The 20,420-nt window shown below is 51.9% G+C and carries 18 protein-coding genes and 2 tRNA genes; 11 read left to right on the plus strand and 9 right to left on the minus strand.

The window, feature by feature from the left end; genetic code table 11:
• The first annotated feature begins 49 nt into the window (after positions 1-49).
• From FEF65_RS07125 to FEF65_RS07145, 5 genes are all read left to right on the plus strand, one after another.
• Positions 50-382, plus strand: a complete 333-nt coding sequence (locus FEF65_RS07125; RefSeq protein ID WP_138239123.1) for a hypothetical protein — start codon at positions 50-52, stop codon at positions 380-382.
• Positions 383-1,316: 934 nt separating this feature from the next.
• Entirely contained in the window at positions 1,317-1,769 is a 453-nt protein-coding gene (locus FEF65_RS07130) for a hypothetical protein (protein ID WP_138239124.1), read from the plus strand.
• Positions 1,770-2,737: 968 nt separating this feature from the next.
• The gene (locus FEF65_RS07135; protein ID WP_138239125.1) at positions 2,738-3,127 is read left to right on the plus strand and encodes a hypothetical protein; all 390 of its coding nucleotides are present in this window, start codon (positions 2,738-2,740) and stop codon (positions 3,125-3,127) included.
• A gap of 12 nt (positions 3,128-3,139) precedes the next feature.
• Positions 3,140-3,442, plus strand: coding sequence for a hypothetical protein (locus tag FEF65_RS07140; protein ID WP_009851426.1), 303 nt, complete (start codon positions 3,140-3,142; stop codon positions 3,440-3,442).
• 441 nt (positions 3,443-3,883) lie between these two features.
• Positions 3,884-4,186: a hypothetical protein gene (locus FEF65_RS07145; RefSeq protein WP_138239126.1), complete on the plus strand. Its 303-nt coding sequence runs from the start codon at positions 3,884-3,886 to the stop codon at positions 4,184-4,186.
• Between the two features lie 776 nt (positions 4,187-4,962).
• Here the strand turns inward: FEF65_RS07145 and FEF65_RS07150 are convergent.
• Positions 4,963-5,853 (minus strand): hypothetical protein, encoded by an 891-nt coding sequence (locus tag FEF65_RS07150; RefSeq protein ID WP_138239127.1) that lies wholly within the window; start codon positions 5,851-5,853, stop codon positions 4,963-4,965.
• Positions 5,853-6,779, minus strand: a complete 927-nt coding sequence (locus FEF65_RS07155; protein ID WP_138239128.1) for a hypothetical protein — start codon at positions 6,777-6,779, stop codon at positions 5,853-5,855. Before FEF65_RS07155 ends, FEF65_RS07150 begins: the two co-directional genes overlap by 1 nt.
• Before the next feature lie 190 nt (positions 6,780-6,969).
• Between FEF65_RS07155 and arsB the strand changes: the two genes are divergently transcribed.
• Together arsB and FEF65_RS07165 are read left to right on the plus strand one after the other, a co-directional pair.
• A complete protein-coding gene (arsB, locus tag FEF65_RS07160) occupies positions 6,970-8,010 on the plus strand; it encodes an ACR3 family arsenite efflux transporter (protein ID WP_170304430.1) in 1,041 nt (346 codons plus the stop codon).
• A gap of 226 nt (positions 8,011-8,236) precedes the next feature.
• Positions 8,237-10,477, plus strand: coding sequence for a tetratricopeptide repeat-containing sulfotransferase family protein (locus FEF65_RS07165; RefSeq protein WP_138239129.1), 2,241 nt, complete (start codon positions 8,237-8,239; stop codon positions 10,475-10,477).
• 482 nt (positions 10,478-10,959) lie between these two features.
• On the opposite strand, the gene FEF65_RS13800 is transcribed toward FEF65_RS07165, so the two are convergent.
• From FEF65_RS13800 to FEF65_RS07180, 3 genes are all read right to left on the minus strand, one after another.
• Positions 10,960-11,259: a tyrosine-type recombinase/integrase gene (locus FEF65_RS13800; protein WP_138239130.1), complete on the minus strand. Its 300-nt coding sequence runs from the start codon at positions 11,257-11,259 to the stop codon at positions 10,960-10,962.
• A 417-nt stretch (positions 11,260-11,676) separates the two neighbouring features.
• Positions 11,677-11,751: transfer RNA gene (locus FEF65_RS07175), tRNA-Met, on the minus strand.
• A 58-nt stretch (positions 11,752-11,809) separates the two neighbouring features.
• A tRNA-Met gene (locus FEF65_RS07180) sits at positions 11,810-11,884 on the minus strand.
• Positions 11,885-12,101: 217 nt separating this feature from the next.
• Between FEF65_RS07180 and FEF65_RS07185 the strand changes: the two genes are divergently transcribed.
• A complete protein-coding gene (locus FEF65_RS07185; RefSeq protein WP_138239131.1) occupies positions 12,102-15,197 on the plus strand; it encodes a hybrid sensor histidine kinase/response regulator in 3,096 nt (1,031 codons plus the stop codon).
• A 70-nt stretch (positions 15,198-15,267) separates the two neighbouring features.
• Here FEF65_RS07185 and cpdA read toward each other — a convergent pair whose 3' ends face one another.
• Together cpdA and FEF65_RS07195 are read right to left on the minus strand one after the other, a co-directional pair.
• Positions 15,268-16,065, minus strand: a complete 798-nt coding sequence (gene cpdA / locus FEF65_RS07190; protein WP_138239132.1) for a 3',5'-cyclic-AMP phosphodiesterase — start codon at positions 16,063-16,065, stop codon at positions 15,268-15,270.
• A gap of 2 nt (positions 16,066-16,067) precedes the next feature.
• A complete protein-coding gene (locus tag FEF65_RS07195; RefSeq protein ID WP_138239133.1) occupies positions 16,068-17,450 on the minus strand; it encodes an adenylate/guanylate cyclase domain-containing protein in 1,383 nt (460 codons plus the stop codon).
• A 77-nt stretch (positions 17,451-17,527) separates the two neighbouring features.
• Here FEF65_RS07195 and FEF65_RS13395 point away from each other — a divergent pair, with 77 nt between their 5' ends.
• Both FEF65_RS13395 and FEF65_RS07200 read left to right on the plus strand, forming a co-directional pair.
• Complete coding sequence (locus tag FEF65_RS13395) at positions 17,528-17,671, plus strand: hypothetical protein (RefSeq protein ID WP_161595201.1); 144 nt, start codon at positions 17,528-17,530, stop codon at positions 17,669-17,671.
• Between the two features lie 36 nt (positions 17,672-17,707).
• Positions 17,708-18,169, plus strand: a complete 462-nt coding sequence (locus FEF65_RS07200) for an arsenate reductase ArsC (protein WP_161595202.1) — start codon at positions 17,708-17,710, stop codon at positions 18,167-18,169.
• A 162-nt stretch (positions 18,170-18,331) separates the two neighbouring features.
• On the opposite strand, the gene FEF65_RS07205 is transcribed toward FEF65_RS07200, so the two are convergent.
• The gene (locus FEF65_RS07205; protein WP_161595203.1) at positions 18,332-19,063 is read right to left on the minus strand and encodes a ZIP family metal transporter; all 732 of its coding nucleotides are present in this window, start codon (positions 19,061-19,063) and stop codon (positions 18,332-18,334) included.
• Positions 19,060-19,509 (minus strand): Fur family transcriptional regulator, encoded by a 450-nt coding sequence (locus FEF65_RS07210; RefSeq protein ID WP_161595204.1) that lies wholly within the window; start codon positions 19,507-19,509, stop codon positions 19,060-19,062. Before FEF65_RS07210 ends, FEF65_RS07205 begins: the two co-directional genes overlap by 4 nt.
• 522 nt (positions 19,510-20,031) lie before the next feature.
• On the opposite strand from FEF65_RS07210, the gene FEF65_RS07215 reads away from it, so the two are divergent.
• Positions 20,032-20,412: a glycine zipper domain-containing protein gene (locus FEF65_RS07215; protein WP_138239137.1), complete on the plus strand. Its 381-nt coding sequence runs from the start codon at positions 20,032-20,034 to the stop codon at positions 20,410-20,412.
• The last annotated feature ends 8 nt before the right edge of the window (positions 20,413-20,420 follow it).

The raw sequence follows: 20,420 nt of genomic DNA on the forward strand, positions 1-20,420 counted from the left end.
CGAGTTGAGTATAAGAGTAAGCTTGAGAAAGGGTGGTAATATGGTGAGCATGGATCAAAAGAATAAATCTGAAGAGGAGATTGCCCGATATTCTGCATCAATTATTAGCAATGAACTTGACCCAATTGAAGGCTGTCGATTGATATTAGAGTTATGGTATGGATTGGAAGAAGAGTCTAATGATGATATTAATTACTTGATAGCCATCGAATCGGATAGTGAGCATTTTCCGTGTTCGAATAATAGAGAACTCTATTCGCCCAGCTACTTAGAAACATTAGATCTAGAGAAAGAGAAGCTTCTCGCTTCTGAATATGACAATATTAAAGAAGTATGTATTTCGTTAATGCACAAATATAGACGTGGTGAATTCAAGTTGTAAGTGCATCACTTTTAGATAAAGGGGCGCTACCCACGGTTGAGTCCCTATATTGCTGTAAATTCAGGATGGCTTGGAGGCCATCTGCTTTCCGTTAGTCTTGGTGTTACGACGCATCAAAGAGTAAGGAGAGAAAGCAGATGGCCGATTACGAGATTAGCCTGAGTTCGGAACAGGTGAAAGGACTTTAACCATAGGGGTCAGGACTCGCTTTGCGCATTATTGGCGTTGGCGTTGGTGAGGAAGAAGGGGGGCACCATAGACAGATCGTCGCGGATAGAGTTTGAATGTGCCGATTATCTATGACATCACGTGGTAACGCGCGCTCCGCTTTCAGCGACTGAGCGGCAAGACAGGGAACGAGGCGACTGAATACGGGAAGCCTGCAGGAAACACGGCTATACCATGCGAGATTGCAACTTCTTGCGGACTGCACCATTCAACGGGGAGTCGTATCCTTAAATCCGCCGATGAAAATGCGCGAAACGAGTCCTGACCCCGATCTCCCTATGTGATGAATAATCCATTCAGGTATACTGATCCATCAGGGAATGGGTGGTGGTCTAAAGCCAAAAGTACAATCCTTCAAAATAGAGCATTCCAGAAAACGGTTGGAACTGTCATCGGCGTTGTTGGGTTAGCCGCCGGAGCAGCGGGCTGTCCATATGGCGCATATATATTTGCAATTGGAGCCACATATGCCGAATCAGGAACTATAGGTGTCAGAGCAGATGCTACTGTGGGCACTTCCCCAGGAGGCGGAACGGACGTTAACATTACCAGCACTTTTGGCAGTGGCAGCTACTCATCAAGTAGTGGGTGGAGCTATAACTGGGGCTCTGGACGTGGGGGTCCAAGCTTCTCTGGCAATATTAGTTTCAATGGAATGCAGGGCGGGAGCAATCGCTCTCAGTTCTCATTAGGAGGCTCACCAGCCTTGGATTATTTGTTTGGGCAGAAGGCATTGGATGCCGCTACTTCAGCTGCATTTTCAATGGTTGGCCCTAGTACGAATACAATTGGAGTATCAATTAACTATACAAAGGGAAAGTATGCTCATGGTGGAACTGCAGGACTTCTGTTTGCTGTTGATCGCTCAGGTAGCATGGCTGCATTCGAAACTCTAGGGGGTGGAAAATTTGCTGGAAATGGAACTAGTGTTACTGTGGATCTAGAGTTAACGAATGCTTTAACAGTTGGTGATTTGAGAGGTGTAAGTGGTCAGGCAATGGTTGGATTGAGCCATAAGAATATAGCGCTAGAAGGTGGTGTGATGGCAGGACGTGGATATATAGGCGAGGTCTATGGGGCTGGAAGAGCAGGAGCTGGGACTCCAGTAACATCTGGAGTGTTTGTGGTTGATGCTATTCTTTTATGGTCAAATAAATAGTAATGGCATTTAGTGGCCTTCTTTTTGGATATGCAATCATTTCTATGGTTTCGTCGTTAATATGGAAGCTCATTAGTAATCGGACACTAAGGTTGATAAAGAAAGATGATCCAGAGTTATATGATGAGATTACTCAAGGATATAAAGAGCGCTGGACTGAACCTGGAGGTGGTTTCGATACTGTTAAAGATAAAGCAATGGTAAACAGGTTTCATGAATATATTCTAACCGGGAAATGTTCGAATTACATGAGTGAGAGGCTATATTGGACTTATAGAATTGTATGTTGGATTGCTACTCCTTTTCCATATTTACTCGGCATAGTTATATTTATTGCTCTGTGTTTAATGATTTTTTTGTTTGTTTCAAGTTAATGATTGCAAGACCCCGAGGTTCTCTATATGAACATGAAGCCTTTGAAAAAGTCGCGTAAAAAAATCCGTGCTGGAGATATATTCGCTCTGCAAGTTGATGGAGTATATCACTTTGGAAGGGTGATACGAACTGATGCTGGTTTTGGGGGAAATAAAGAGTGGAATCTTATATAATATATGAGGCCAATCTGATGTTAAAAATGAGGTTCCATATTTAGATAAACACAAGTTGCTAATACCACCTTATGTTACCAATCGACAAGCATGGCTACGTGGCTATTTTGAAGTCGTAGAAAACAGGCCAATAAAAGAAGATGAGGTTTTTCCAGTACACTGTTTCATGCGCTTTGCCGGAAGGTACTTTGATGAGGTCAGCTATTATGACGCACAAGGCAACTTGCTTTCTCAGAGGAGCGAACCCTGTAGCGAATACGGATTGGCTGGATATGAGTATATAGATGAAAAAATAGGAGAAGCATTGAAGAGATGAATAGCAACCATAGGGGTCAGGACTCGCTTTGCGCATTCCCTTCGGCCAATCGATGCACGATACGAGTCCTGACCCCGAGGCTTGCTGTTTGGGACTTGCCTGCAATGGGGTACGCATCCAGTATTATTGTTGGTTTTGGTGATGGTGTTTCAGGTGGCTATACTGCTACACTAAGGCGAGCTTTTGGTACTAATGGCTATGTAAATCAGAATGCGGCTGCATATCAAGCAGCACTCGTTGTTGGTACGGCTTGGCAGATTGGACTTACTGGTGCTTTTGGTGCCGCTAATACATTTGCTAGTTTTACTGCAAACATTTGGGAAGGTGATGCGAATAATGCTGTTGTGGATTCAATCACTTATGGAACGGCAAGAAGTATGTCAGGGTTTCCAATGGTAAAAAATCCAAGTAACAGCCTTCAGGTGTTTGGTAATGTATTTGGATATGTCTTTGGGCAAACGGCCAGTTCCACGGCGCCTACAGCGTATCCTTAATAAGGGCTAGATATGACAACCAGAGCAAAAGCCTTACTGATAAATATTTTTTTTCATTTTGTGGTGCTTGGCGTTGGGGTGAGGCTTTTATTTTTTCCAAATCTACCAGATGGACATTGGTTTGTTTTACTGGTGATGACATTTTTCATGGACCCTATTGTTGCGTATTTGTTTGGTTGGAGTATGAATATGCGAACCACAGTGGGAGCTGATGCACCGAAATCGCACAGGTTCTTTACCTTTGTTGTTGGGCTAATAAGTTATATGTTTATTTTCTTGATTTGGATGGGTGTCATAGGTCATTGGTATGATTAGGCAAGGGGCAGGCTTTCAAACCATAGGGGTCAGGACTCGCTTTGCGCATTCCCTTCGGCCAATCGATGCACGATACGAGTCCTGACCCCGAGGCTTGCTGCTACGCTAAGTCGGTCTTTCGGTACTGATGGCTATATAAATCAGAATGCAGCTGCATATCAAGCAGCACTCGTTGTTGGTACGGCTTGGCAGGTTGGAATAACGGGTGTTTTTAGTATAGCTAATACGACAGTTAGCATTATTGTAAACGTTTATGAAGGTGATGCGAATAACGCGGTTGTGGATTCAATAACTTTGGGATCATCGATGGTTATGTCAGGGTTTCCAATGGTAAAAAATCCAAGTAACAGCCTTCAGGTGTTTGGTAATGTATTTGGATATGTCTTTGGGCAAACGGCCAGTTCCACGGCGCCTACAGCGTATCCTTAATAAGGGCTAGATATGACAATAAGAACAAAGTCGTTTTTTGCTAACCTCCTGTTTCATTTTGTGGTTCTTGGATTTGGGGCAAGGCTTCTATTTTTACCAGATTTACCAGATGGGCATTGGTTCATTTTACTAGTTATGATATTTTTTATGGATCCTATTATTGCATATTTTTTTGGGTGGAGTATGAGCCTTCGCGGCACGGTGGGAGAGGATGCGCCAAAATATCAAAGGCTTATTTCCTTGGTTATAATGGTAACCGGTTACATATTCATTTTCTTGACTTGGCTGGGAGTGATTGGACATTGGTATGATTAAAGCAGAGAGGGGATGCAAATGAGGAAAGCTGGTGGCACCACATTAATATTGGTGGGAATTCTTCTTATTGCACTTGCTGCCTTGCGAGCGCTTGGTGTCCTTACGATATTTCTGAATAATGAGACCTCGGCCTATGGAGTGGGTTTTCTCGCAGGTACAGCAGTCTTCCTAATTTTGCTTTCTTTCTTGGGCGTAAAGGCCTTTAAGAAGGGGCGAGGTATGTTGAAGCCATCTGAAAACTAGGAGTCAGGGGGAAGGAGTAGAAAGGGGTCAGATACTTTCTTCAGAACTCCTGTCAACTGATCCGTTTCATCCTGCATTCTGAACAACCTTTTGCACTCTGATTCCACCGTTCGGATCGAAGGGCTCACGGTAGGTTAGCACGCCCCAAATGATGTGAATCAGCTTGTTCATATGCAACCATAGGGGTCAGGACTCGCTTTGCGCATTATTGGCGTTGGCGTTGGCGCGGAAGAAGGGGGGCACCATAGACAGATCGTCGCGGATAGAGTTTGAATGTGCCGATTATCTATGACATCACGTGGTAACGCGCGCTCCGCTTTCAGCGACTGAGCGGCAATACAGGGAGCGAGGCGACTGAATACGGGAAGCCTGCAGGAAACACGGCTATACCATGCGAGATTGCAACTTATTGCGGACTGCACCATTCAACGGGGAGTCGTATCCTTAAATCCGCCGATGAAAATGCGCGAAACGAGTCCTGCCCCCGATCTCCCATGGCCTCCACAAACCATCTGCTGCCGGTGCTGAATGCTTTACTCCTGATAGTAGTAGTCGTACATGCGCAACAGTGATTCGGTCAGATTCCATGCCTCGGTATAGGAGAGGCCGCTGTCATCCGGGAAGACAATGCGTACATACAGCTTCTTGCCATACTCTTTCTGCAGCTGATCAAGCCTGGTATGCAGGCCGGTTCCGTCGACCGGAATAAATGCAGCATCGTTTTCCGCCTTGATCTCAATGGCAAGCTGGCCGTCCTGTTTGTGGTAACGGACCATGACCACATATTTACCCAGTGATGAGCGGGCAGGGCGGATCAGCTTGTTATATTTGACCTCAAGGCTGGCATATTCAGCCTCAATCTTTTTCAGCTGATCCAGTTGGGTGGTACTAAGGCTTTTAAGCTCGGCAATCTGGTCCTGGCTGAGTTGATATTGCTGCTGACGCTCCTTCAGCTCCTGATCACGTTGCAGCAGGTTTGCAGCAAGTTCCGCTTTGTTTTTCTCCAGCTCACTTTTTTCTGCCATCAGGGTGTCATGGCGCAGGGTCAGGGCGGCAAGGGCTGCCTTCAGATCGGTGTTGGCCTGCTGGCTGGCCTGCAGTTGAGCCAGCGTATGCGTATTCTCCTCGCCCAGATCGATCAGTCGCATGCGCAGCATGGCAGCCTCTTCCTCAAGGTGCTGCAGACGCTGACTTAACTGGGTGTTGATGTCGGTGGTGGAGCGGGCCTGCATGGTGGCCGTGCGCTCGGCCTCCAGTGAGGAGCGTAACTGGGTTACCAGATCCATATTTTTCAGCAGCAGTGTCAGCATTGCCAGCAGAAAAATCAGGACGATGACCATCATAATATCGGTGAACGAGGGCCAGAAGCTCTCGTCATCCTGACTGCCATTGTTCAGGCGAAGGTCAACAAATCCCTCAGACATTATTCTTTTGGCAACCTGAATCCGTCTTTCAGCACGGATGAGAGCATACGCAGCTCCTCCAGCAGCGCCTCATGCTGTGCCCGGGATTGCTCTGCCGCCTGATCAATGCCTTCCCTGAGGCTGGCCAGATCAAGGGCATCGACGCTTTCATGGACTGACTGGACCAGCTGATGGGCCTCGCGCACCAGGTCCAGAGCCTGGCCGGTGACGGCCTCTTCGGTCACCTGGAACATCGGCAGCAGCCGGGTTGCGGTCAGTTGCTCGATATGACCAAGCAGTCTGGTTTGCAGGTTTTGTACGGCAGAAAAGAAGTAGGTCAGAAACAGATAGCAGAGTACGGCGGTCATGGTGGTGGAGAGGGCGGTCGACATGCCGTGAATTACCATGCCCATGCCAGTGGAGGAGACGGCCTGCTCCAGCAGGCTTGAGGCTCCTACCAGCGCGATCGACAGCGAGATGATTGTTCCCAGTACACCGCAGAGAATCAGGATGTTATGAATAAAGCGGATCAGGGCGGTACGTGTACTTTCATGAGCCAGCAGGGTGGCGGCCAGTGCCTGATGATGAATCTCGGCATGCCTGATACTCATCCCCTCCAGCAGATCCATGCGGCGGGCAATAATCGATGCCGGCGATACTCCCTCCAGCAGATCCTGTCGGCGTTGCTGCAGATTGTTATGGAAGCGGGCCAGTGACTCCTCTTCTCCGTGATAACTGAGCAACAGGGCCAGTATGCGGATGAGCCCGAGCATAAACAGGCCGAGAATCAGGCCGTTCAGTGCGAAACCGGCCGAAGTCTGCTGGTTGGAGAAGTAGATCATGCCCAGCACATCGGAGAAGTAGATACCGAGAACCATGACCAGCAGGGTAGTGACTGCCAGCTGAATCAGAATATTCCGGCTTTGCCTTGATTCGTGCATATACATCTGTTGCCCCCGTGATTCTGTTGTTCGGCCAGAGAACAGGAAAAGAGCATGCCGCGTTCGCAGGCGATCTTCAAGCGATAGCTGGGTATGGCATACGAATGATCTCCTGATCTCTTTTGCATGCTGAAGCACGGGGATGGCACTGCCGGTATATGCAATATGTGCTAAGATCCTCCTTCAGGGAGGCGCTATGTCATCGGATGATCACTCTATCGGCCTGTTTGCACGTTACCTGACGATATGGGTACTACTTTGTATTTTTGCCGGTATCGGTTTAGGTACATTGATTCCCGACGCGCTCCGGATGCTCGCTGGCATGGAGGTTGCGCACATCAACCTTCCCGTGGCTGTGTTAATCTGGGCGATGATTTTTCCGATGCTGCTGAAAATCGATTATTCATCCCTGCATGAGGTGTGGGAGCACCGACGGGGGATAGGGGTGACACTGGCGATAAACTGGCTGATTAAACCATTTTCCATGGCATTGCTGGGGTTCGTGTTTTTACGGCTGATATTTGCCCCGTTACTGGATGCCGGGAAAATTGATTCCTATATCGGGGGGCTGGTTTTGTTGGCCGCAGCACCCTGTACCGCGATGGTATTTGTTTGGTCAAAACTCGTGAATGGTCACCCGCAGTTTACCTTATCGCAGGTGGCGCTTAACGACGTTATTATGGTGTTTGCATTTGCACCGATTGTGGGTGTGCTTCTTGGCGTGACCTCCATTGCGGTGCCCTGGGAGACCCTGTTTCTTTCTGTTCTGCTCTACATCGTGATTCCTGTGCTGTTCGCTTACCTGGGGCGCAAGCTACTGCTTGCCAGTGGCAGGTTGAGCGATGTTCTGCACATGATGGATCCGGTCTCCATGGCGGCCTTGCTCATGACGGTGATCCTGCTGTTTGGTTTTCAGGGCCAGCAGATTATTCATCAACCGCTGGTGATTCTTCTTTTGGCGATACCTGTGACGATTCAGGTCTACTTCAACTCGATGTTAGCATATTGGCTGAATCGAAAGCTGGGGGTAGCCCATTCGGTTGCCGGGCCTTCTGCGCTGATCGGTGCATCAAACTTTTTTGAACTGGCTGTGGCGGCAGCGATTGCCCTGTTTGGACTTGAATCCGGAGCTGCATTGGCAACAGTGGTCGGGGTGCTCGTGGAGGTGCCGGTCATGCTGTCGGTTGTTGCCATCGTCAACCGTAGTAAACGCTGGTACGAAGAGGGGCTGCTTTGAAGTGATGCTGATCTGGCCCGGCAGTTCGCAATGGCATACATCGCGCGTTGGATTTTCCGGTCGCGAAGGAACGCCGGAGCACCTCATGTTTGGTTGCGGGGGCACATGTTAGTCCTTTAGCGCAACGAGCATTCAAGCAAAGACCTGATCCCATTGTTGCCTTCATCTGATGCTAAAACGTACGTAGAAACGGGGTAGAATCCGGAAGCGGTTTAATTTTTACATCGTGTTTGAACTGCTGGAGATGGTAAAAGTACATTGGGTTGAATGTCTGATGGGCTGTTATTTTCAGGTACTTACAAAATTGTGTAGAAATTGCAAACACCCTGAAAATGACTATTCTCGCATCGGCATTTTGAGTTATGGCATAATTATCAAGGAAAATGGGTCTCTCATGTTTTTCAAACCGAAGCAGCTATCCGAGGAACAGATCCAGCAATTTATGCAGTTGTTTGTCGAAGGGAAGATCAAACAATTAATCGACGAGGCCACTACCCTGTTGCGCAAGTTCCCCAAGGCACAGCGACTGCACAATATCCTGTCCGTCGGTTACTGCGCAGCCCGGAATTACGACGATGCCGCCACCTTCGCCAAGCAGGCGATCGCTCTGCAACCTGATTACACCCGTGCCTATGTCAATCTCGGCAATGCTCTGGCCAAACTTGGCAATACCGACGAAGCCGTGGCGGCCTACCGCCAGGCCGTCGAAATCGATACCGATTTTGCCGAAGGATATAACACGCTGGGGGCCTTTCTACTATCAACAGGTGAAACTGCCGAAGCGATAAAAAACCTGACCCGGGCCATCGAGGCCAATCCGGATTATTACCGAGCCCACAGCAATCTTGGTAATGCTCTCAGGGATATGGACAGACTGGACGAAGCCGAGGCTAGCTACCGGGAGGCAATTCGCCTAAAGCCCGACTATGCGGAAGCGCACAACAACCTCGGGGCTGCTCTGGGCGACCTCGGAAGACTAATCGAAGCCGAGGCTGGCTACCGGGAGGCAATTCGCCTAAGGCCCGACTATGCGGAAGCTCACAGCAATCTTGGCAATGCTCTCAGGGATATGGACAGACTGGACGAAGCCGAGGCTAGCTACCGGGAAGCAATTCGCCTAAAGCCCGACTATGCGGAAGCTCATAGCAACCTCGCGACCGTTCTCGGCGATCTCGGAAGGCTAATCGAAGCGGAGGCTGGCTGCCGGGAGGCAATTCGCCTAAAGCCCGGTTATGCGGAAGCGCACAACAACCTCGGGACTGTTCTTGGCGACCTCGGAAGGCCCATCGAAGCCGAGGCTTGCTACCGGGAGGCAATTCGCCTAAAGCCCGACTATGCGGAAGCTCACAGTAATCTCGGGACTGCTCTCGGTGATCTCGGAAGGCTAATCGAAGCTGAGGCTAGCTGCCGGGAGGCAATTCGCCTAAGGCCCGACTATGCGGAAGCGCACTACGGTCTGTCTCTCATTAAAAAGTTCACTGTGAATGATACACAGATTTCCCTCATTGAATATTGCTATCAAGGGGCGGAAACAGCGAGCCAGGATCGTATCTTTGCCAGCTTTGCTTTGGCAAAGGCTTATGAAGATACGGGACGCCTTGACGATGCTTTCCAGCTTTATCTGGAGGGGAACCGCCTTAACAAGGCCAGGCTTGATTACAATATTCAACAGGACATCAAGCTTTTTGATCACATCATAAACTCATTCGTTTATCCTGCTCAGCAGCCTGCTGGCTACCTGCCACAACGGCCCATATTTATCATTGGCATGCCCCGGTCTGGAACTTCACTTGTGGAGCAAATATTAGCCAGCCACTCCGAGGTGTTTGGCGCTGGCGAACTGCCTGATATGAACAGCGCTGTTCTAACCCATTCGTTGAAAGGGGGGATCGGATCAGGAGGGCATTTTAGTTATGCCGCAAATGTAATTAAAAAAATTAGACAAAGTTATCTTGCGAAGCTGGAGGCCCTGCCCGCCACGGAACCTTTCATCGTTGATAAAATGCCGCACAATTTCCTTTGGGTTGGACATATCCTGTCCGCTTTTCCAGACGCGCGCATCATCCATCTTTCAAGAGACCCTATGGCTGTGTGTTGGTCGATTTTTAAGCTCTATTTTCCGAGAAGCGAACTGTACTTTGCCTACGATCTTGATGCTCTGGCAGATTATTACAAACTTTATCTCAGGCTGATGGATTTCTGGCGAGATCAATTTCCGGGGAACATCTATGACCTGAGCTATGAAGCCCTGACTGAAAACCAGGAGCAGGAAACTCGCAGGTTATTGGAGTATTGCGGACTGGAATGGCAGGAGCGCTGTCTGGACTTCCATTTGAATGAACGGGCTGTCTCAACCGCAAGCAACGTACAAGTCCGTGAGAAGATGTACAAAGGCAGTTCGCAAGCATGGCGCAAATTTGAGAAGCAACTGCAGCCTCTTGTTGAGAGGCTGAGAGATGTTGCCTGAGGCCTGGGATGCACCGGGTTTTCGCTTGTTGGCGCCTTAGTAGGCTCCTACAGCTTAATTGCACACGATATACAGCTCTAAGTGCTTGAGGTGTATATCGTGTGCCGGTGCCTGGCTTAACTTATTTAGCGCAACGAGCATTCGAGCAAAGACCTGATCCCATCGCTGCCTTCATCTGATTCTTCTTATCGCTTCGCTCAGTGTCGCAATATCATGGTTGATCAATTAATTACCACAATACCGAAGCCTGGCACCGTTTTTGGTTGATCAATTAATTACCACAATACCGAAGCCTGGCACCGTTTATATCTGGCGCTGAGAAACATCAGCAAGAAATGGACGATGCCAATCCGGAATTGGAAATCGGCACTAAACCGCTTTAGCATTCAATTTGACGACAGGATGCCACGGCATTGAACCAAACTCCGTTTACACAAAAATTCTTACACCCTCACCCTACACCGCAGAAAAAACTGGCTTAGTTATAGACCAGCCCTTTCTATCGCTTCGGCCTGGCCTTGATGGGTCAGATGGGTGTACCGGTCAATCATTTGAAGCGTGGTATGCCCCGTAAAAGTCATTGCTATTGGTATGGGAATACCGGCCTCAACGAGGCGACTTGTCGCCTCGTGGCGCAGATCGTGGAACCTTAATCCTTCTATCTCAGCGGCTTCACACGCCCATTTAAAAATACGCGAGATGTTGTCCTTATGAACATCAACAATCGGATCGGTAGGCTTTGATTTTCCCCGGCTGGCGATTTGCTGCTTACAGACGGGCAAATAACTGGGTCAGGCTTGACTTATAACTGGGTCAGGCTTGACTTATGGGTATTTGATGGCTGAACCTGAAACCTGTGCATTGGTGTTATTGGTGCTTAATCGAAAGGTTTGAACCTGGTCCCATGTTGTCTTTTAGTGACGGGTTGATGTTGAGACGGGCAGTAACCACGTAACTATTTCGTTCCCCCGGATAAAATATAACTGGGTCAGGCTTGACTTATGGGTATTTGATGGCTGAACCTGAAACCTGTGCATTGGTGTTATTGGTGCTTAATCGAAAGGTTTGAACCTGGTCCCATGTTGTCTTTTAGTGACGGGTTGATGTTGAGACGGGCAGTAACCACGTAACTATTTCGTTCCCCCGGATAAAATGAAAAAGGCCCCGAAACCGGTATGTTGGTTTCAGGGCCTTATGTTTGGTTGCGGGGGCCAGATTTGAACTGACGACCTTCGGGTTATGAGCCCGACGAGCTACCACTGCTCCACCCCGCGTCAGGGTGATTTTTAGAAGGGCCGCAATCATTCGTGACGAGTGCGGCCCTTCGATGTTTGGTTGCGGGGGCCAGATTTGAACTGACGACCTTCGGGTTATGAGCCCGACGAGCTACCACTGCTCCACCCCGCGTTAGGGAGGCCGAACTATAGGGCCATATTTCGCTGTGTCAATATGTTTCCGATCAAAAATTTTATGGTGAACAGTGTGGCGGGGTGAGTGAGTGGCATCACAGGCTTTCCCGAGTGACTGTGTCATTGTCATGCTTCAGGCGGCTAACAGGGCTTGTAAGGTCTGTGATTATCGGGAGTCTGCTCCTGAACATGGCAGGAGGGTTTGATCCGGCATTATGAATGAAATGACATCAGCCAACGAAAAAATAATTCGTCGCGGTATGCGCTGGAAGTTGATGGCCGGTGTGATCATCACCATTGTTGCAATGGTGACACTGCTGACGATTTTGCAGCTCTCCAGTTACAAGAACAGTATGAATAATGCGCTGGAAACGCACATCAACTTTCTCAAGGAGGAGATGTCGAGAAAGGCTGACAAGTCGGCTGAAAATCTCTCCGGCCATGTTCAGACACTGATTGCCACCAATCGCCTTTCGCTGGTGCGCGATTTCATCAGGGATGCTGTTCAGGATATTGATGACCTGAAATATGTGGTTCTGATGAAGGGGAACGAAGCCAAGGTGGCGTTTGGCAGTAACCTGGAGCCGGCCATGCGCGAGGCGCTGACCGATGGTGATATTTCATCGTTTGCCGCCAGTCAGCGCAATAAAATGACCCGTGAATTCGTTTATGGTGGTCATCGTTTTCTGGAAACGATTATACCGATTCGCATTCAGGGGGAGCATTGGGGCGTATTGCGGCTCGGTTTTTCTCTCGATCTGCTGAACAGGCGCTTGCTGCAGTCGCAGGAGTATATCAATACTGAAACAGCGCATGTGGTTGTGCAGGCGACCGTGACGGCCGCCATATTTCTGATTCTGGGCACATTTGCCGTCTATTTTCTGGCCCGTCGATGGACCGATCCGATCCGTAAACTGGTGCAGTTCTCGCACGAACTGGCCCGAGGAAACTTCGATGCCAAGCCCCATATCAGCATGCGCAGTGATGATGAGATCGGTATGCTGGTGGCCTCGATTGAGGAGATGGCGGCAAGTCTGAGCAGCTCCTATGAGAAGCTCGCCAACCATGGCCATGAGCTGGAGTCCGAGGTTGAGAAGCGAACGCATCAGCTGGCGGAAGCGCGTGATCGGGCGTTGGCGGCCACCCGGGCCAAAAGTGATTTTCTTGCCAATATGAGTCATGAAATACGCACACCGATGAATGCGGTGATCGGTCTCTCGCATCTGGCTCTCGGCCATGCCGAGGGGCGCCAGCAGCAGGATTATCTGAACAAGATCCTGGCTGCCTCCAAGGCGCTGCTGATTATTATTAACGATATCCTCGACTTCTCGAAAATCGAGGCCGGCAAAATGAGTATGGAGACGGTGGAGTTTGATCTTGATGAGACTCTGAAGCATGTGGCCGGGGTCGGCGGCATTGAGGCGGCCAGAAAAGGACTCGATTTTCTCTTTGATGTGCCACCGGGGCTGCCGATGCTGCGAGGCGATCCGGTTCGCCTTGGTCAGGTGCTACTGAACCTGGTCAATAATGCACTGAAGTTTACCAGCCGGGGCGAAGTGGTGGTCACCATCCAGGTTCTGGAGTCGAGCGATGCCGATGCGCTGCTGAGCTTCAGCATCAGGGATACCGGTATCGGCATGGTTGCCGAGCAGCTGGTCGGAATCTTTGATGCTTTCAGTCAGGCGGATACCTCTACAACGCGCAAATTCGGTGGTACCGGCCTGGGGCTTGCGATCTGCAAGCAGCTGGTCGGTATGATGGGCGGCGAGATCGGTGTTGAAAGTACGCCGGGTGAGGGCAGCTGTTTTCACTTTACCGCCCGTCTTGCACTCTCCAGGCCCATCCGGACGGAGTCGGCCTGTATAGAGCCGCACAAGAGTGTTTATATTGTCGATGCCGGCCGTCATTCAGGAGATATTTTGCAGCGAATGCTCACCGGTGCCGGCTTTACATCGCAGTGGTTCACCACGGTGGGGGATGCCCAGGCCGCCCTGCAGGATGAAAATGTACGACAGCCCGATTTGCTGCTGGTCGACTGGCAGCTTCCCGATGCCAATACAGAAACAGCGATCAGGCGTTTACGTCAGGCGGCTGGAGAATCGTTGCCTGTGGTGCTCATTCAGCCGATCGGTCATGAAGAGAAGATGCAATATCAGGGCGTTGATGTCCGTCTGTTCAAACCGGTGATCTGTTCGGAGCTGCTTGATGGTATCGAGAGGGCTCTGAACCCTGATGCTGTGGCCTCCGCTGTGGATCAGCGGACGGTGGCCAGCATGCATCGTTTGAATGGCGTCCGCCTGCTGCTGGCTGAGGATAACGAAATTAATCGCGAGGTGGCTGAAGGGCTGCTTTTGCGGGCCGGTGTGAGCTTGCAGGTGGTTCATGATGGTCAGCAGTTGCTGGAGGCGGTCGAGCATGATGATTTTGATGCGATCCTGCTTGATTTGCAGATGCCGGTGATGGGGGGGCTTGAGGTCACCCGGATTTTGCGCAGTCAGGCTCGTTTTGATGCAGTGCCGATCATCGCCATGACGGCCAATGCGATGGCGGAAGATCGTCAGCGCTGTCTGCAGGCGGGGATGAATGATCATCTCGCCAAGCCCATTCACCCGGATAAGCTCTACGACACTCTGGTTCGCTGGATTGATGATTCCCGTCTGAGTGCGGCTGCGATCGTGCCAGCCCCGCTGGTTGAAGATGTTGCATTGCCGGAGATGCCTGAGATTGACGGGCTGGATGTGCGGGATGGATTGATGCGGATCGGTGGTGACCCGTTGCGATATGCCTCGGTACTGGAGAGCTTTCTTGGCTCCCATGCTGATGCGATGGCGAAACTGGGGGAGCTGGCCGATGCGGGGGATCTGGAGGGGGTACGAACCCGTCTGCATTTGTTGAAGGGCGTATGCGGTAATATCGGGGCAACGGCTCTGCATCAGCAGCTGGAGTTACTGGAGGTAGAGGTGGACCGGGAGGACTGCTTGCCCCCTGCCGAGATGAAGGCGTTGGCGGATTCGTTTGCGGCATTGCTGGCATCGATTGGCCAATGGCATGCCGGGCGTCGTGACGTGATCAAAGAGCATGGCCTGATGGAGGCTAAGCCATTGATCGAACAGATGCGTCTGCTGTTGAATGAATATAACGGTGATGCGGTGGATATGCTTGCCGGGCTTAGTGATGCGCTTGCCGGCAGTGAGGCGGGGCGTCTCTATCCCCAACTTCGCCAGCAGCTTTCGGCCTATGATTTCGATGCGGCACTGGCCACGCTGGACCGGATTGAGGCGCTGTGCGGGCAGGACGATGCGACGGCATAAATGGCTGAAGCCCGCCGCCGGATGAGCTGCGCAGTAGAGTTGAGTTAAGTCCGACAGGCTCCTGGCAGGGTTAATAGGGCGTGGTGTTGTTCAGGTCAGGAGGGAGAAAGCCACTGATGCGGTTGATGCCGGTCTGAATGGAGCCATCCTCCATAAGTTCAAGCCAGCGATAACCGGGCGAGAGCGCATCCAGCGTAAACTGTTCGCAGGCAGGGGCGAACTGGACTGCTGTCGACGGCGTGCCCAGTACACGCACGGTTCCGTGCATGGCATCAAATGCCTGATGGATATGGCCGCACATCACCGCCCGTACATTGGGGAACTGGTCAATGACGGCCCAAAGCGCATCCCTGTTTTCAAGGCCGATCCGATCCAGCCAGCGACTCCCGATCGGGATCGGGTGATGGTGCAGGGCGAGAAGAATATGGCTGGCAGAGCTTGCTGAGAGCTCGCTTTGCAGTCGTTGCAGCGCTTCATCCGGCAGTCGGCCGGCGATATGGCCTGCCTGATGCGAGTTGAGTGCGATTACCTGCCAGGCGTGCTGTTGCCACTGATCGGCATAGCTGCTGTGGCGATGCAGGGCGGGAATCAATGTATCATTCAGTGCTGTCATGGATGCATGGTTACCCGGTGTGATCATGACCGGGGCCTGCCACTCAGGCAGTAACCGGGCAATGGTGGCGTAGGTCGCCGGCTTCTCATCCTGAGCCATATCCCCGCCCAGAATCAGGCAGTCGATGTCGGGGAACTGCTGCCAGGCATCGGCCAGTACTGCCTTGTAGCTTTGATAGGTGCATACCCCCTTCAACAGGGCCGCCGGATCACTGTAGAGGTGAGAGTCGGAAATATGTAACAGGCGAATGCTCATATTCAGGCCACTCCTGTGATGGCTGTGGATGGCTGGATGATCGCTTCTATCTCGGCCGGCATGCTGGTCGGATGTATCAGCACCATATCGGAGTGGCCGGGGATGAGTCCGGTGACCTTGGCATAAAACTCCATATCCTGCGCCGTCAGTACAATTCTGAGGTCACTGAAGTTTTCACATGTGCCGCTCAGATGCAGCTGCATACGTCGTTTGCCTGTTTTCACGATGTGACCGGTGAGCTCGCTGGCAGCAAATTTTCCGGCCAGGACACTGATGCGAACAGGCAATGGGGGCGTGATATCGATCAGCAGGTCGTTCTCTTTTTCGGGTAGCTGATTCTCCTCATCGCTGATGATGCCGCCGATTTCATAGAGAGTGATCTCATGACTGAGTCCTTTCGGCATGACGGTCATGCGTCCATCAATACGCAGTCGGGCATCACAATCGGCCAGTGTGTTTTCCGCGATCAGAATCTGGCCTCCGATGGTATATGACTCGATGCGTGATGTGGTATTCACAACCCGGCCGACAACGCCGTATTTGCTGCGTTTGTGTGAGCCGATATTGCCGACGATGGCTTCGCCGGTGTTGATGCCGATGCCCATCTCAACGGCGGGATAGCCCTGTTTGCGGTATTGCCGGTTTACCTCAACCATGGCCATTTGCATGTCGATGGCACAGCGCACGGCACGCAGGCTGTCGTTTTCCCGCTGCAGTGGGGCGCCGAAAATAGCCAGAATGGCATCGCCGATAAACTCATCGATGGTGCCCTGGTGGCGCTGGATGACATCGGTCATGGTGCCCAGAAAGATGTTGATCATTTCGACGACGGTTTCAGCCGGCAGTCGCTCGCCGATCGAGGTGAAGCCGCGCAGGTCAGCCATCAAAATGGTGACCTTGCGCTTTTCCCCGCCGAGATTCAGTCCCTGCGGGCTGTTGACCAGGGTATCGACGATCTCCTCGGAAAGATAACGCCCGAAGGTGTCGCGGATAAAACGGTAGGCCGAGCGCAGCTTCAGGTGGGTGGCGACACGGGCCAGCACGATTGCCGGCGTAACCGGCTTGCTGATATAGTCGACTCCGCCGACATCAAAGCCCTGTATTTCATCGCGTGTTTCATTCTTCGCCGTGACAAAAATAACGGGAATGCCTTCGCTGCGCGGGTCTGCCTTAAGGCGCCGGCAGACCTCATAACCATCCATGCCGGGCATCATCACATCCAGCAGGATCAGATCGGGCAGATGATCGGATGCGCACAGCTTGAGTGCCTGCATGCCGTTGATGGCCACCTTGACCTTGTACTTGCCCTTCAGGATTCCGCGCAGCACATCAATGTTTTCCGGCGTATCATCGACGACCAGAATGGTTGCTTGCTCGTTGTTCATATCAGTCTCCAGCGATCTGTGCGGCAATCATGCGTCTTTTTCTGCCTGTATCCAAGTGACAACAGGGGCTTGCAACGATGGCTGTGTCACTTGAATTTGTTGTTTATGCCTCTTTATACTGCCCGCACAACAACAGCAGAGAGAGGGCTCTGTCGGTTGCCTGCAATATTGCTGCCATTTATGGCAGAAGCAGCAGCCCGCCTATTGCCTTTGATCTGTAGATTGCCTCGTAACAGATGTTCCGGAGGTTTGCCTGCATGACGATCAAGGTTCTTTTTCTCTCCCGCCATAATGCGGGGCGCTCGCAGATTGCGGAGCACATGCTTAATCATATGGGGGGCGGGCGATTTGACGCGGTCAGTGCCGGCATGATCCCGGCACAGGTCAACCCTCTGGCTATTGAGGTGCTTGGCGAAATGGGCATTGATGCAAGCAGGGCGCAGAGCAGGTCCCTGGCGCAGCTGGGCGAAACGAAATTTGATTTTATTATCAATATTTGCGAACACTCAACGGCAACCTGTGCGGCTCCGGGCAGTGAGACGTGCCCGGTATACCCGGGTGCGGACAGCCATGGTTGCTGGGGATTTAGCGATACGATGGCGATCGCGGAGGATCATGAGGCGATGCGTCAGCAGTTGCGTCTGGTTCGCGATCAGCTGGGGAATCGCCTGCGTATCTGGATGGCAGCGGTGGACAAGCCGAAGGTGATCCTGCGCTGATTGAGATGGCAACCCCCGGCCCGGCGCCGGATTGCGTTGATCGTCCATGCCACTGCCCGGAATTACTTCATAGTGATCAGTGCTTTTTAGCTACATGCTGATTTTTGCGAGCGGTCCATGGCCCGCTCGAAATCGCTGGATGAATTAGCAGCTCCTTAGCGCTTAGCGCAGAAATTCCAGACTGAGCGGAACCAGGGCGGCGCCGGCAATCATCATGCTTCCCTGCCATGCAAAGGAGCCATTGCCATGGCGAAGCCATGGCAAAATGCCACTCAGGGCCAGGTAAATAAAATTGGCAGCGGCAATGGCAAGTACATATGGCAGCCAGTGCGGCTCATTGGCCAGGGTCAGGTAGCCGAGGATGGCACCGATGACGCAGCCAAAGCGGGATACGGCATTCCACAGCAGGGCTTTATGATGGCTCCAGCGGGCTGATAGCAGCAGGGCAAAATCACCTGCTTCGCGCGGAATTTCATGCAACAGAACAGCCAGCGCAATGCCCCACGCCAGCAACGGATCGACGAGAAAGGTGGCTCCAAGCACCAGTCCGTCGGTGAAGATGTGCAGTGCTCCGCCAACCAGAACCATCGGAACAGGGCGGGCAAGATCATCCGTGCAGCTGGTGGCGCAGCCACCATGCAGCTTGCTTTCAAGCACAAACAGTGACAACAGTGCCACCAGCAGCAGGGTGAACAGATCATTTGCTGCCATGCCGCCTTCAAGCGCTTCGGGTAGCAGGTCAAGCAGCGCAATCGCCAGCATAAGGCCGGCGGCAAAGCTGACCATGCGGGTCAGCCAGGTCTGGCTCAGGCGTGTGGTAAAGAAAAATGCGACGATCATACTGGCAAAACCGGCTGCAGTGGCTGCGGCAATTGCCTGAATTAAGGGGCTCATGCATGTGCTCCTACGCAACGCGGGCATTCGCCGCGGATATCCAGTGCCATACCGCCAAAGCGGAATCCGCGAGGCAGCACAGGGCGCGGTGGCGGGGCCATATCGAGACAGAAGGTGCCGCCACAGCCGGTGCAACGCAGATGGGCATGTTGTTCATGCTGCCCCTCCGGTTTTGCTGCAGTGAAACGGAACACGCCACGACCATCCGCTGCTTTGTGCGCCAGCCCGGCCTCTGTCAGCCAGTCCAGCACCCGGTAAATGGTGACGCGATCCATCGCAGGCAGAGGTTCGCTCTCAATGAGGTTCTCAATGTCTGTCTGACAGAGCGGCTCTCTGGCTGACTGAAGCAGATCAAGCAGGCGTACGCGGGATGCCGTAACACGGCCACCGGCGTTACGGATGGCGGCCTCTATCATGGCAATGCGGGGATCAGTGGAGTGTTTCATGAGGCGGCGCATACAAACACAACAGGTTTGCTTATGCAATATGGTTGCATTAAGCGAGATACTGACTGATTGCCCTCCTGGCAAACATCAGTTCGCAAAGACAAACGCGTGACAACGAGGCAGGAAGCCGATTGGACGGCCAACGGCCGCCCGCAGGGCGAGGGCATGATGCCCGAGTCATTTTGCCTTTGCTTGCAAATCAGGCACTGACGCGTCTGCTTTGATTCGCTGCATCCTGCAGCTCACCTGGCGGCGGCAAAACCGTCCAATCCGGCTATCCTGCCGGATTGTGGCGTCCGTCCATGGCTCGCTCGGAAGCGCCGACACATCAGCGCCTCCTTAAGGGGGCGGGCGGGATTAACAGCGCTTTGGGGTCTGAGTGTGGTCATCCTGTGACGTGAAGTATCTGATTTTACAATCTCTTTACGAATTGTTGAGTGACATTTACCCATGGCATGCACTTTAAAACAGCATGGCGATTAGCCTTCTCATCAGCGGGAAACCATCCCCAAGGAGAATATCATGAAACGTATATTGATTGTTACCGCCCTGACGACAGCCATGTTTGCTGCTTCTGTTGCACAGGCGGCTTCCTATCAGGATCGCAGCATGGCAACGGGGGCAGTGGTTGGCGCCACTACAGGTGCGGTGGTTGGTTCCGCCAGTCATCAGGTTGTGGAAGGAGCCGTGTTCGGAGCCGTACTTGGTACTATTGCCGGGGCTGTGATTGCCAGCCAGCACGAGCCGGTTTATGTGGCCCGTAATGATGTCCGTCCCCATTACAGGCCGGTTGCACATGTGTATCAACCGCGTCACCACGCCTATGTACAGCGTGATCACCACCGGTCGATGAGGCCATCAGTCTATGCCTGGGATCGCCACGAACATCGTGAGCGCAGGTGAAGTGACCC

The organism is Mariprofundus erugo, from assembly GCF_005818865.1.
Classification (GTDB): Bacteria; Pseudomonadota; Zetaproteobacteria; order Mariprofundales; family Mariprofundaceae; genus Mariprofundus; species Mariprofundus erugo.

Coding starts and splice junctions, on each gene's coding strand:
- FEF65_RS07210 (WP_161595204.1), bottom strand. CDS start 19,509: ATGAAACACTCCACTGATCCCCGCATTGCCATGATAGAGGCCGCCATC.
- arsB (WP_170304430.1), top strand. CDS start 6,970: ATGTCATCGGATGATCACTCTATCGGCCTGTTTGCACGTTACCTGACG.
- FEF65_RS07150 (WP_138239127.1), bottom strand. CDS start 5,853: ATGTCTGAGGGATTTGTTGACCTTCGCCTGAACAATGGCAGTCAGGAT.
- FEF65_RS07140 (WP_009851426.1), top strand. CDS start 3,140: ATGACAACCAGAGCAAAAGCCTTACTGATAAATATTTTTTTTCATTTT.
- FEF65_RS07205 (WP_161595203.1), bottom strand. CDS start 19,063: ATGAGCCCCTTAATTCAGGCAATTGCCGCAGCCACTGCAGCCGGTTTT.
- cpdA (WP_138239132.1), bottom strand. CDS start 16,065: ATGAGCATTCGCCTGTTACATATTTCCGACTCTCACCTCTACAGTGAT.
- FEF65_RS13395 (WP_161595201.1), top strand. CDS start 17,528: ATGGCTGTGTCACTTGAATTTGTTGTTTATGCCTCTTTATACTGCCCG.
- FEF65_RS07155 (WP_138239128.1), bottom strand. CDS start 6,779: ATGTATATGCACGAATCAAGGCAAAGCCGGAATATTCTGATTCAGCTG.
- FEF65_RS07195 (WP_138239133.1), bottom strand. CDS start 17,450: ATGAACAACGAGCAAGCAACCATTCTGGTCGTCGATGATACGCCGGAA.
- FEF65_RS07215 (WP_138239137.1), top strand. CDS start 20,032: ATGAAACGTATATTGATTGTTACCGCCCTGACGACAGCCATGTTTGCT.
- FEF65_RS07135 (WP_138239125.1), top strand. CDS start 2,738: ATGGGGTACGCATCCAGTATTATTGTTGGTTTTGGTGATGGTGTTTCA.
- FEF65_RS07125 (WP_138239123.1), top strand. CDS start 50: ATGGATCAAAAGAATAAATCTGAAGAGGAGATTGCCCGATATTCTGCA.
- FEF65_RS07145 (WP_138239126.1), top strand. CDS start 3,884: ATGACAATAAGAACAAAGTCGTTTTTTGCTAACCTCCTGTTTCATTTT.
- FEF65_RS07200 (WP_161595202.1), top strand. CDS start 17,708: ATGACGATCAAGGTTCTTTTTCTCTCCCGCCATAATGCGGGGCGCTCG.
- FEF65_RS07185 (WP_138239131.1), top strand. CDS start 12,102: ATGAATGAAATGACATCAGCCAACGAAAAAATAATTCGTCGCGGTATG.